We start from the raw sequence: 12,216 nt of genomic DNA on the forward strand, positions 1-12,216 counted from the left end.
CGGCGAGCGCGGTCGTTCGCCCCCAATGCCGGACAGCCTGCGCTGGGCGCCGTCATTTCACGGCGCCCATGGTCAGCCCCTGCACCACGAAGCGTTGGCCGAAGAACATCAACACCACGGCAGGGATGGTCGATAGCACCGAGGCGGCGGCCATCTGGCCATATTGCACCTCGAACTGCTGGGCGAAGCGGGCGACGGCGACCGGTACCGTCGCCGTCGAGCGATCGGTCAGTGTCAGCGCCACCGAGAATTCGTTCCACGAGAACACGAAAGCCAGCACGCCCGCCGCGATCAGGCCGGGCGTCGTCAGCGGCAGCAGGATCCGCCAGAAGGCGTCGATCTGCCGGCAGCCGTCCACGCGAGCAGCGTCCTCGAGCTCCTGCGGCAATTCCCGGAAATAGGCCATCATCATCCAGATCGTCATCGGCAGATTGAGGGTGATGTGGGTCAGCACCAGGGCCGTCAGCGAGCCTGCCAGCCCGACTTGGCGGAAGATCAGGTACCAGGGCCCGACCAGGGTCAGCGTCGGCAGCATGTTGAAGATCAGCGTCCAGCCCAGGAACAATCTGGAGATCCAGGGCTTCACGGTCAGCCGGGTCAGCGCATAGGCGGCCAGCGTGCCGATCACCAGCACTGAGACCGTGGAGGTCGCGGCGACGATGAGGCTGTTGAGGATGTTGGCGGGAAAATCCGAGCGCCGCGAATAGAGCACGTCGGCGTAGTTGAACCCGTTCGGTGCGAACAGCCAGCTTCCACGCAGAATATCGATCTCGTTCTTCAGCGACTGCAGCGCGATCCACAGGAAGGGGGCGATCGTGATGAAGACGCCAAGGGTGATCAGGCCGTAGCCGATGGCGCGGGAGTTGCCGCGAAGCTCCAGCATCAGCGCGCTTCCATGGCTTTTCCGGCACGCCGGCTGATCCAGATGAAGCAGAGCAGCGCCAGGATGATCGCCAGCGACAGCATCGAGCCGTAGCCGAGCTGGTTCTCCTGGAAATAGACCTTGTAGAGATGGAGGCTCACCACCTCGGTGGCATTGCCGGGGCCGCCCGAGGTGAGCAGGAACACCTGGTCGAACACCTTGAAGGCCATGATGATGCGAAACAGCGCGGCCACCAGCAGTGGCGGCCAGATCAAGGGCACGATGATCCGGGTGACGATGTCCCAATTGCCCGCACCATCCAGCCTGGCGGCATCGACGATATCCTTCGAAATGCCCTCGACCGAGGCGAACAGGATGAGGAAGACGAAGGGCGTCCAATGCCAGACGTCGACGATGATCACCGAGATCAAAGCGAGGGAGCTCGATCCAAGCCAGTTGATCGGCTGCAGGCCAATGGCGGTTACGGCCTGGTTCAGCACGCCGAAGTCGAGATTGTACATCAGCTTCCACATCGAGCCGATGGCCACGGGCGGCATCAGGACGGGCAGGATGAGCACCGTTCGCACCAGCCCCTTCAGGCCGCTTAGCGACGAGACCAGGATGGCCAGTGCCAGCCCGATCAGCATTTCCAGGCAGACGGCCGCCACGGCAAAGACGACGGTGTTGAGCAGGGCTCGCCGGAAGACTTCATCTCCAGCGAGTTGGCGCAGATTATCCAGAGGCCGGAAGGTCCAGATTTCCCGCGCCTGTTCGAAGCGGATGTCGGCAAACGCCATCGCCATCAGGTTGAGCACGGGATAGATCGTCAGGGCCAGCAGGACTAGCATGGCCGGTCCCAGCATGAACCAGGCGAGGTGGCGGTCGACGAAATCGGACACACTTTCCCCTTTCAGAATGGCGGCACCGTTGTCACGGCAACCGGCTTCCTCCCGTTCCCTGTGCGATTGTCGGGGTCATTCCGGCAAGGGTGGCAGCATGCCGGTCTTGCGGCCGTTCTTCTCGAAGAGGGCCTTCATGTCCCGGGCGATCTGGTTGAGGGCGGCGGCCGAACTCATTTCCCCGACCAGAGCCTGGTTGATGCGCAGGCCGACATTGTTGCTGATGGCCGTGCCTTCCGCATAGAAGAAGACTTGGCGGCCATATTTCAGCGAATCCTGATAGGCCGGCATCCAGCGAAATTCCGGCCGGTTCCTGAGGTCGGAGGAGAGCACGTCGCTGCGCACCGGAATGCCGCCCGCCTCGGCATAGGCATATTGCGCCTCATAGGTCAGGAACCATTTGGCGAAGGCCACCGCGCCCTTCCTGCCGGCTTCCGAGGCATTGGCGGGCACTCCCAGAATGAGGTTGCCGATGGCGATGCCGGGTTCCGCTTCGGCGTTCGCCTTGGGCAGGACGGCCGCATCGATCTGGCCTGTAACGGCGGATTTGCGCGGATCGTCGAAATTGGGGAAGGCTGCGACCACGGCATGTCCCTGCATGCCCTTGCCTGTTTGCATGAGCTGGATGACGTCGCCCTGGCCCAGGCTTGCATAATTGGCGGGGCCGCAATTGCGGCTGATCTCGATGAACTTGTCGAGTGCCAGCTTGGCCTGCGGGCTGTTGATCGTCACCGTGTAGTCGCCATGGGCGGGGTCGGCCTCGGCCTTGGCGCCATAGCTGAGCATATAGGCCATCCAGTCATAGAAGATGCCATTGCCCTTCTCGCCGCGCTGCAAATAGCCGTAGGCGGCCGGCGGATTGTGCAGCAGCTTGCAGTCGGCGAGCACCTCGTCGAAGGTTGCCGGCGGCTTGAGGCCCTTCTCCTTGAAGACGTCGCTGCGGTAGTAATAGAGCTGGACATTGCCGTTGGGCGAAAAGCCCATCACCTTGCCCGTGCTGCAATCAGGATATCGCTTCCCGGCGTCCCAGCAATTGCTGTCGCCATAGGTGTAGGCTTCCTTCGGCCATTTGAAATCGGGATCGATATCCGTGAACGGCGTGAGAAAACCGCCTTCATAGAACTCTACCGCCGAAAGGCCGTTCATGTTCACCAGATCGAGCGGGCTGGTGCCACCGTTGCGCACGGCCGAGCGAGCCTTTTCCAGCATGCCGTCAAACGGCGTAACCTCGAGATTGACCACGTTACCAGTCTGGTCCTCGTACAGTTCGACGGCCTTTTCAAAGCCCTTGTACCAGGGCGAGGCATTGATCAGAACCGTGATCGGCGCCTGTTTGCCAACCTCCGCGAAGGGGGCCTCGGCCTTCGCCACGCCTGTGGCTGATATCGACATGCACAGGGCGGCGAGGATCGCGGGTTTGGCATGCCGATGGCTCATTCGAGTTCTCCCTTGTCCGATACTCCGACCGCTCGGCCGGGAGTCTGCCGCCAGGCTCCGCCCATAACCGGAATTGGCCCCGCTCCGGATTGCACGATAGGTACTGCCGCCAAGCTTGGAAAATGATATTGAGTGCATCTATCCATAACTTTTGGGAATGGCATGGATCGCAATCTCAAGGCTTTCCTCGCGGTGGCGCGGGAGGGCAATCTCACGGCGGCAGCCGAAAAGATCGGCCTGTCGCAACCGGCCCTCACCAAGACCATTCGCCGGCTGGAACTCGAATTCGGCAGCCAGATCTTCCACCGCACCACGCGCGGCATGGAACTCACAGTCGCCGGCCGCAAACTGCTCGAGCGCGCGCGGGCGATCGAAACCCATCATCGTCACGCCCGCGAGGAGATCAGGGCGCTCGGCAAGGGCAGCGTCGAGATGTTCACCATCGCGGCGGGCATGTCCTATCAGATGGCGATCGCTCCGGACCTGGTGAAAAGGCTGAGTCTGGAATTTCCGCAGACACGGTTCACCCTCGACTACAACCTCGCCGATACGACCTTTCCGCAATTGCTGGAGGGGCGCGTGGACCTGCTGCTCGGCATCCTGCGCGGCGAACCGCCGGAAGGCATCGAGACCCGGCAATTGTTCAATGTCGAGATGTGCGTCTATTGCTGCGGCGACGACCCGCTGGCTCAGTCGGACAGCGTGGCCGCCCGAGACCTCAGTGATCGCCGCTGGATCGTCTACAAGCGCGACGGCACCGTGGTCGAACGCCTGAAGACCTATTTTCGCGACAGGCGCCTGCGCTCGCCCGAGATCGTCATGGAGGTGGAGACCCTGGCGGCAAGCTTCCGGATCATCAGCGGCACCTCCTACTTCACCTTGGCGCCGGTGCAGGTCGAGGCGATGGCCAAAGCCGCCGGCCTGAAAAAGCTCCTGTTCGAAGACCCGTTCTGGCGCTTTGCCTCGGGCGCCTGCTTTCGTCGTTCGACCAGCGAGTTTCCGATCCTCACCCGCTCGCTCGACCTGCTTGAGCAACTGGTGGACGAGCAGGGGACACTGGCGTGAACGGAGCTTGCGGGTAGTCGCGATATTCCGTCAGGTTATGGTGGGGGTGAGTTAATATCATTTTCCGGGTCTGAATCGAGCCGCTAAACCATCCAGACGGTGCTCGCCCTCTTGACTCTTCGAGGGCGAAAGCGGACGAATTGGAGCGAGATCTGGATGAAAAAGCCGAATGTCGTGGTCTTCTTCACGGACCAGCAACGCCACGATACCACGGGCGTGCACGGCAATCCGATGGGCCTCACCCCCCATTTCGACCGACTCGCCCGTGCGGGGACGCACCTCTACAATTCCTTTACCAGCCAGCCGCTTTGCGGGCCGGCGCGCTCCTCGATGCAAACCGGGCGCTTCGCCACGCAGACCGGCGTGTTCCGTAACGGCATTCCCCTGCCTGACGACGCCGTCACCATCGCCAGGGAATTTGCTCGCAACGGTTATGACACCGCCTATATCGGCAAGTGGCATCTGGGCGACACCGATCCCGTGCCCAAGCATGAGCGTGGCGGCTACCAGAATTGGCTCGCGGCCAATCTTTTGGAATTCGTGTCCGATGCCTATGATGCGGTGCTGTTCGATACCGAAGACCGCCGCCGCAAACTGCCGGGATACCGGATCGATGCCCTGACCGATGCCGCCATCCGCTATTGCGACGACCATCAGGACAAGCCCTTCTTCCTGTTCGTCTCGTTCCTGGAGCCGCATCACCAGAACCATGTCGACGACTATCCCCCGCCCGACGGCTACCGGGAGGCCATGGCTGCCAGCCAGTGGACGCCGCCGGATCTCGTCGGCCTGCAGGGCAGCAGCGCCTGGCACCTGAGTGGTTATTACGGCATGGTGAAACGCCTCGACGAGGCTTTCGGTCGGCTCATCGATGCCCTGAAGAGCCTGGACATGCTCGACGACACCATCGTGATGTTCACCTCCGACCATGCCTGCCATTTCAAGACGCGCAACAGCGAGTATAAGCGCTCCTGCCATGAGAGCGCGATCCGCGTGCCGAGCATGATCACCGGGCCGGGCTTCATGTCGGGCGGACAGGTCCAGGCCCTGTTCAGCACCATCGACGTTGCCCCGACCCTGCTTGATGCCGCCGGCCTCGACATACCCGCCGCGATGGCGGGCCGGTCGATCATGCCGGTCATCCGGGATGCCCGGCAGCCCTGGCGGCAGGATATCCTCGTCCAGATCAGCGAGACGGAGACAGGGCGGGCCCTGCGTACGCAGCGCTGGAAATATGGCGTGACCTCCGACTACGACCAGGGAACTCCCCGCTCGGACGTCTATCGCGAAAGCTATCTCTACGACCTCGAAAACGACCCCTATGAGATGGTGAATCTCGTCGGCATGACGGCCTTCCGCGGCATATCGGACGATTTGAAAGCCCGCCTGCTCGCCTGGATAGCCGAGGTCGAGGAGGGACACACGCCTGAGATCCTCGACGCGCCCGACCGCTACTCCCGCCAGTACCGGCTGAAGCCGCAGGACCTGATCGGCTTTGCCGACCCCGAGCGGGACGTCGATCCGGTCAGGCCTTGACGGGATCCGACGCGCCCTCTTCCTGCGCCATCACAGCCAGATAGGCTGCCTGCAATTCGGCCAGGACCGAGCGGGCTGGCACGGGCGTGCCCAGATGCAGGGCCCGCAATTCCTCCATGAACGCCTCCCACAGTGGCGGGCCGCCTTCCTCCAGCAATTGCGCGCGGATCGACAAGCGGCGTGAAGCCGGCGTGTGCCGGCGGCCCCAGGCGCCCATCTGCGCCAGCAGTGGCACCAACTGGATAGACGGCTCCGTCAGGCTGTAGATCGCCTTCTGCTTGTGGCTGGGGTCGTCTCGGCGGCTGAGCAGGCCGCTTTCGACAAGACGTTTCAACCGGTCGGCCAGGATGTTGGAGGCGATCTTTTCCTCCGACTGGGTCAGGAGCTCGCGATAATGCCGCCGGTTGCCGAACATCACATCGCGAATGACGATCAGGCTCCAGCGGTCACCCAGCATTTCCAGCGTCAGATTGATCGGGCATCCCGACCGGTAGGCCGTATTCATCATCGCACTCCCAAGCAGGGGCCTCTTGATCGAGCCCAGGGCGCAATCAAGAGGAACCTGCAAGATATCAAATAGTTCAGAGTTTCCCGGCGAGCCCCATTCAAGCGCCTCACTGGGAAACTCTGCTTGGAGCAGAGCGCGCTCGCGGCTGAACGCTCGTTCGCTCCAACGCCTTGTTTCCAACCCGATCCAACGGATTGGCGGAAGAGCCTTTACGATTTCGGGTGATACCATCCATCGTAAAATGGCTTGACCGCTTGCAAAATAGGAGTAGTTGAGCTAGAAGGCAACTGATTGCATATAACAACTGGTATTCTTGGGAGGAATGACGATGACCAAACTGGTCCTGGCGATGTTCACGAGTCTGGATGGTTATATCGAGGGCCCGAACGGCTTTGTGCCGCCGGCGTGGTCGGGTGATTTGGAAACCCATTGGTCCGGCCATGCCCTGGAGCGGGCCGGCCATCTTGTCTATGGCCGTACCAATTTCCTGTTCAACAAGGAATTCTGGGAGCCGGCCGAGACCGATCCCGCCAGCCCCGCCGCCGGCATTCCCCATGCCGCGGTGATGAACCGCCTGCCCAAGACGGTGGTCTCCTCCACTTTGTCCGGCGCTCCCGGCTGGAACGCCGCCCTGGCGGGAGCGGATCTCGCCGCCGCGATCGGGAGGCTGAAATCGAGCCTCGCAGACAAGGACATCTATTGCTTCGGCGGCGCCGGCGTCGCCAACAGCCTCATCAGCCTCGATCTCGTCGACGAATATCGCCTGATGGTGACGCCGGTGATCTTCGGGAATGGCAAGCGCCTGTTCGAGCCAGGCCTGCCCAAGCTCGGGTTGGAGCTGATCGAAAACCGCCCGCTCGATACCGGCGCCGTCATCCTGCACTACCGGCGCCAGCGCAACTGAGGCATAGGCCTCAGCCGATGGTCGCAAGGTCCACATTGGCGCCGCAGACGAGCACGCCGACGCGCTCGCCCGGTGCCGGGCGGTAGGCGCCGCCGACCAGGGCCGCCAGGGCGGTGGCGCCGCCGGGTTCGAGGGCGAGGCGGGCATCGGCCCAGGCGCGCTTCTGCGCTTCCATGATGGCACTGTCCGGCACGGTGATGGCCTCGCCGACATGGCGGCTGGCGACGGCATAGACCTTGGCGCCGCAATTGCGGGCGCCGAGCGAATCCGCTGCCACGCTCTCCACGCCGACATCGACAGGGCCGCCGGCCTCCAGCGCCGCCTTGAGGCATTGCGAGCCTTCCGGCTCCACCGAAACGACCTTGACCCTGCCGGCGAACCAGGCCGCGATACCCGCGATCAGGCCACCGCCGCCGGTGGCGACCAGGACGGTATCGAGCGCCCCACCGGCCTGTTCCTCCCATTCCAGCCCGAGCGTACCCTGGCCGGCAATGGTCTCCCAGGCATCGAAGGCGTGCACCGAGAGCGCGCCGGTCTCGGCGATATAGCGTTCGCAGGCGGCGAGAGCATCGGCATAGCGCTCGCCGCCAATGTCGAGATCGGCCCCGCGGGCGCGGATCGCCGCGATCTTGGCTGGGCTGGAGATCACCGGGACGAAGATGCGGGTTTTGTGGCCGAGAGCACGGGCGGCGTGAGCAACCGCGATGCCGTGATTGCCGCCCGAGGCAGCGGCGACCCCGGCCGCCGGCACGTCGCGCGACAGCAGGTTGTTGAAGGCGCCGCGCGGCTTGAACGAGCCGGCATGCTGCAGGAATTCGAGCTTGAGCTGTACGCCATGTGCGAGGCCGAAGGTTCCCGCCTGGGTGTCGAGGAGTGGCGTGCGGCGAATATGGGAGGCGACGCGCTGATAGGCGGCGCGAATATCGTTCTGGTCAATCATTTGAAGCTCGTCAGGCGGGGGCGTCGGTGCGGATTCGGGGCAATGGCCGGCGCACACCTGTACGACTCGGCCGCCACGATGCGTGGGAGACCGGAAGATAGGGAGGATTGTCGCAGGAGAAAAGCGCCGCGAGCAAAATGCGATTTCTCTGAATCGCACTTTTTCTCCAACTTTTTGTTTTCACGCGTTTTCTTAATCGAAAAGCCTGTCAACTTTTCTGGGAAACGCCTTGGGCCGATGGGGATCAAAAACAGCAGGTCAGGGTTTGTGCAGGGCAGCACCGAGAATGGCGCCCGGCCTGCCGGCAGCATTGGCCTGCACCAACACGGCGAAACTGTCGGCCCCCGGGGCGCTGGTCACGTCCGGCTTCAGCGTTACCGTGGCGACACTGCCATCATAATCGGCGACTTTGCGGAAGCAGCGCACGACATTGGAATAGGTCACCGTCTTGCCGGTATTCTCGCCGCGCTCGATCTTGACTTCCGCGCTTGTCTCGATGGGCACCACCCAGACCTCGCCCTTGTGGACGCTTTTGCCCAGCGAGATGCTGTAGGCGCCGTTCTTGCCGGAAATGGCGACGGGAACGCTGAGGACGCTGGGATGGGTGGCGGCCATCTCGATGGCCCGGCGAACTTCCTCGCCATTGGAACCGACGGCGTGCTGCACGCCATCCACCACGATCTGCGGGGTATAGACGGCCCTGTCGCCGCGTGCCTCCGAATAGGCGCGCTGGCGGCGGGTGAAGGTGTTGTCGGCCAGCGTGTCCTTCCAGCCGACATAGTCCCAGTAATCGACCGGCAGGGACAGTGCGATGACGCTGGGATCACGGGAGAGTTCGCCCATCATCTTGTCCGCCGGCGGGCAGGAGGAGCAGCCCTGGCTGGTGAACAGCTCCACCACTGCCCGCGGCTGCGCCATCGCCGGGCCGCTCGCGGCCAGCAACAACAGCGCTGCAACCAGGTTTCGCCGCATCGATCTCGTCCAGGCCTAAAGCGCCTTGCAATCTGGCCGAACTGCCGGGAATCGCAAAGACGGGTTGAAACAGGGAGTGCGGGCAGGGCGCATTCTTGCTGAAAAGTGCCTTGCTCCGGTGAGAAACACCCGCAAGCCATAGCCCATCGAAGATGAACGGGCGAGTAACACAGTGGTGAGAAGGGGCACCTCCGCGATTCGTGAAGGGGTGTGATATCGAGCGATTTCGCCCGTGTCCTCCAGAGCAAAGCGCGTTCAGCTGTGAACGCTTGTGGGCCCTCGCTCCTTGGTTCCAAGCCAATCCTACCGATTGGCTGGAGCGACTTGGCGAGTTGACGTAAGGCAATTAAATCACAAAACGCTTTAGCACAGTGCGATTAGCGTTTTCTCGGGATGTTTCGTGGCCTTTCCTGGTAAATCTTCGAATGGAATGGCATGATTGCCCCATGCGGGCGTACAAATTCATTTCCGATCTCACGCAACGGGTCACCGAGCATGACGATTACGCGCTGGCGAGCCATATGGCGCTGTCCCTGCTCACGGCGATGTTTCCCTTCCTGATCTTCGTGGCGTCCCTGGCCGGCGTGCTCGGCACCGCCGACCTGCAGAACGAGATCGTCCGCCTGCTGTTCGAAACCTGGCCGCATGAAGTTTCCGAGCCGATCGCCCGCGAGGTCACCAGGGTACTGGGCACGGCGCGCCCCGGCCTGCTCACCGTCAGTGCCATCGTGGCGGTGGTGTTGGCCAGCAATGGCGTCGAGGCCATCCGCGTCGGCATCAACCGGGCCTATGGCCTGGTCGAGATGCGGTCCTTCTGGTGGTGCCGGCTGCAGAGCCTGTTCTTCGTACTGCTGGCCTCGCTGGCTCTGGTCACTCTCGCTCTGCTGGTGGTGCTGTGGCCGGTGATATGGCAGGCGGCGGTCAGCTTCACGCCGGTGCTGGCACCGCTGCAGGCGCTGATCGAGATCGCCCGCTATGGCATCACCACGGCGGTGCTCGGCGGCGCCATCATCCTGGTACATCTGTTCCTGGTGGCGAGCCGCCCTTCGCTCGGCGTGATCTGGCCAGGCGTGCTGATCACCATGGGGCTCTGGCTCGCCGGCGGCTACGCCTTCAGCATCTATATCAGCGACTTTGCCGCCTACTCCAAGCTCTATGCGGGCCTGGGCAGCGTCTTCGCGGCACTGTTCTTCCTGTGGCTGGTGGCGCTGGCGTTCCTGCTCGGGGCGGAGATCAACGCCATCCTGGCCGAGCGGCGCCACAAACGCGTTCACGCCGCGTCGTAATGCATGATGTAGAGCTTGCGGGTGGTCTCGTGGATGGTCCACTCGCCCTTCCAGCCCTTGGGCAGGACCAGGGCCTCGCCAGCCCGCACCTCGCGGGTCTGGCCGCCCGCGTCATGCAGCGATACCCGCCCCGACACGATATGGCAGGTTTCCGAATTGCGTTCGCGCGAGGCGGTGAAGCGGCCCGGCGTGCATTCCCATACGCCAACTTCCATCAGGCCGTCCTCGGACTTCCACAGGGTTTTTGCCGCCTCGACCTGGCCTTCGCTGAGGGTGGTGGGCTTGGGTCCGAAGGGACCGAGGTCGAGGGAGGTGAGATCGGCGAAAGTTCGGCTGTCGATCATGGTCATTCCAATCGAGGCGCGTTGAAGCAAATGAAACCCGGGCTTGTCAGCGCCCGGTGATCTTGTTGGCGAAGGTCGCGAGGCGCGAGGTCTGCTTGAGGCCTGCCGACTCGCGCCGGTCGGCCATGTGATAGAGCTGGTACATCGAGTGGATGCCGAGCCAGCGGAAGGGTTCCGGCTCCCATTCCCGCACGGAGCGGTTGACCCAGGGCAGCCGGGTCAGCGGGGTGTCGCGCTCCAGGATCAGGTCGGCCAGCGTGCGGCCGGACAGATTGGAGGTGGACACGCCGAGGCCGACATAGCCACCGGCCCAACCGATGCCGTTCTTGCGGTCGAGGCCGACGGTGGTGCACCAGTCGCGAGGCACGCCGAGCACGCCGCACCAGGCATGCTCCATCCTGAGGCCCTTGGTCTGGGGCAGATGCCGCATCAGGATGGCGTAGAGCTGCGCGATGGTCTGATCCTGCGTCTGTCCGCGCACGTCGGTGGCCGAGCCGTAGCGATAGGGCACGCCGCGCCCGCCCATGGCGATGCGGCCTTCGCGCGTGCGCTGGGCGTAGCAGTAGCCATGGGTGGCATCGCCCAGGAGCTCGTAGCCGTTCCAGCCGATCCGGCTCCACTGCTCCTCGCTGAGGGGCTCGGTCATCAGGATGGCGCTGTTCATCGGGATCCACAGGCGCTCGAAGCCGGGAATGCCGGCGGTGAAGCCCTCCGTCGCCCTGATGATGATCGGCGCACGCACGGTGCCGCGCTTGGTGGTCACAGCCCCCTTCTCGATACCGACGACCTCGGTTTGCTCGTAGATGGAAACGCCCAGGCGCTCGACCACGGCGGCGAGGCCCCGCACCAGTTTGGCCGGCTGCACGCGGGCGGTGTCGTGATGCACCAGGGCGCCTTCGACATTGTGGATCTCGATGCGCTTGCGCATCTCATCGCGGCCGATCAGGCTGATGCGCGCATCGGGGACGCTCCAGCCCTTCTCATACTCGTAGGACTGGCGGATGCGGCCGAGCTGGGCCTGGTTGACGGCCACCGTCAGCGTGTCGTTGCGGCGGACATCGGCATCGATGCCCTCGCGCTCGGTAACGGCGATCACCTCGTTCACCGAGCCGTGCATCGCCGCTTCCATGTCGACGACCGCGCCGCGCGAGGACGTCTTCAGATATTTCTCGCGTGACCAGCCAAAGCCCCCCGAGAGCCAGCCGCCATTGCGCCCGGAGGCGCCGAAGCCGGCGAATTCCTTCTCGACCACGATGATGTTGAGGCCGGGATTGGCCTTCTTCAGGTAGTAGGACGTCCACAGCCCGGTGAAGCCGCCGCCGACGATGCAGACATCGGCGGTGCGGTCGCCCGGCAGCGCCGGGCGATAGCCGGGCACGCCGCCGATATCGGCATACCAGAACGAGATGTTGCCGTTGACTTTGACGTCCATGATGGGGGGCTCGCGTAAAAAGAGATGCAAT

Annotated in this window: 12 protein-coding genes; 4 read left to right on the plus strand and 8 right to left on the minus strand. The window is 63.4% G+C overall.

Annotated features, from left to right (window positions below; all coding sequences use genetic code 11):
• Positions 1-52: 52 nt before the first annotated feature.
• The 3 genes from ACN6KF_RS22625 to ACN6KF_RS22635 form a co-directional block, all read right to left on the minus strand.
• Positions 53-883 carry a carbohydrate ABC transporter permease gene (locus ACN6KF_RS22625; RefSeq protein WP_434959010.1) on the minus strand — a complete coding sequence of 277 codons (831 nt, stop codon included), beginning with the start codon at positions 881-883 and terminating at the stop codon, positions 53-55.
• The gene (locus tag ACN6KF_RS22630; protein WP_434959011.1) at positions 883-1,761 is read right to left on the minus strand and encodes a carbohydrate ABC transporter permease; all 879 of its coding nucleotides are present in this window, start codon (positions 1,759-1,761) and stop codon (positions 883-885) included. The genes ACN6KF_RS22625 and ACN6KF_RS22630 overlap by 1 nt, the downstream gene beginning before the upstream one ends.
• Positions 1,762-1,836: 75 nt before the next feature.
• Positions 1,837-3,198: an ABC transporter substrate-binding protein gene (locus ACN6KF_RS22635; RefSeq protein WP_434959012.1), complete on the minus strand. Its 1,362-nt coding sequence runs from the start codon at positions 3,196-3,198 to the stop codon at positions 1,837-1,839.
• 162 nt (positions 3,199-3,360) lie between these two features.
• Between ACN6KF_RS22635 and ACN6KF_RS22640 the strand changes: the two genes are divergently transcribed.
• Positions 3,361-4,263, plus strand: a complete 903-nt coding sequence (locus ACN6KF_RS22640; RefSeq protein ID WP_434959013.1) for a LysR family transcriptional regulator — start codon at positions 3,361-3,363, stop codon at positions 4,261-4,263.
• A 156-nt stretch (positions 4,264-4,419) separates the two neighbouring features.
• Positions 4,420-5,799, plus strand: a complete 1,380-nt coding sequence (locus ACN6KF_RS22645) for a sulfatase family protein (protein WP_434959014.1) — start codon at positions 4,420-4,422, stop codon at positions 5,797-5,799.
• On the opposite strand, the gene ACN6KF_RS22650 is transcribed toward ACN6KF_RS22645, so the two are convergent.
• On the minus strand, positions 5,789-6,304 hold the full coding sequence (locus tag ACN6KF_RS22650) for a winged helix-turn-helix transcriptional regulator (protein WP_434959745.1): 516 nt from the start codon (positions 6,302-6,304) through the stop codon (positions 5,789-5,791). The two genes, ACN6KF_RS22645 and ACN6KF_RS22650, sit on opposite strands and share 11 nt — an antisense overlap.
• 331 nt (positions 6,305-6,635) lie before the next feature.
• Between ACN6KF_RS22650 and ACN6KF_RS22655 the strand changes: the two genes are divergently transcribed.
• Positions 6,636-7,211, plus strand: coding sequence for a dihydrofolate reductase family protein (locus ACN6KF_RS22655; RefSeq protein ID WP_434959015.1), 576 nt, complete (start codon positions 6,636-6,638; stop codon positions 7,209-7,211).
• A 10-nt stretch (positions 7,212-7,221) separates the two neighbouring features.
• Here ACN6KF_RS22655 and ACN6KF_RS22660 read toward each other — a convergent pair whose 3' ends face one another.
• Together ACN6KF_RS22660 and ACN6KF_RS22665 are read right to left on the minus strand one after the other, a co-directional pair.
• A complete protein-coding gene (locus ACN6KF_RS22660) occupies positions 7,222-8,151 on the minus strand; it encodes a threonine/serine dehydratase (RefSeq protein WP_434959016.1) in 930 nt (309 codons plus the stop codon).
• 258 nt (positions 8,152-8,409) lie between these two features.
• On the minus strand, positions 8,410-9,123 hold the full coding sequence (locus ACN6KF_RS22665; protein ID WP_434959017.1) for a DUF1223 domain-containing protein: 714 nt from the start codon (positions 9,121-9,123) through the stop codon (positions 8,410-8,412).
• A 446-nt stretch (positions 9,124-9,569) separates the two neighbouring features.
• On the opposite strand from ACN6KF_RS22665, the gene ACN6KF_RS22670 reads away from it, so the two are divergent.
• A complete protein-coding gene (locus tag ACN6KF_RS22670; RefSeq protein ID WP_434959018.1) occupies positions 9,570-10,409 on the plus strand; it encodes a YihY/virulence factor BrkB family protein in 840 nt (279 codons plus the stop codon).
• On the opposite strand, the gene ACN6KF_RS22675 is transcribed toward ACN6KF_RS22670, so the two are convergent.
• Entirely contained in the window at positions 10,394-10,753 is a 360-nt protein-coding gene (locus ACN6KF_RS22675) for a cupin domain-containing protein (protein ID WP_322432494.1), read from the minus strand. The genes ACN6KF_RS22670 and ACN6KF_RS22675 overlap by 16 nt on opposite strands.
• A 46-nt stretch (positions 10,754-10,799) precedes the next feature.
• Complete coding sequence (locus ACN6KF_RS22680; RefSeq protein ID WP_434959019.1) at positions 10,800-12,185, minus strand: NAD(P)/FAD-dependent oxidoreductase; 1,386 nt, start codon at positions 12,183-12,185, stop codon at positions 10,800-10,802.
• Positions 12,186-12,216 lie beyond the last annotated feature (31 nt).

The organism is Labrys methylaminiphilus subsp. lupini (genome assembly GCF_051161885.1).
Taxonomy (GTDB): Bacteria; Pseudomonadota; Alphaproteobacteria; order Rhizobiales; family Labraceae; genus Labrys.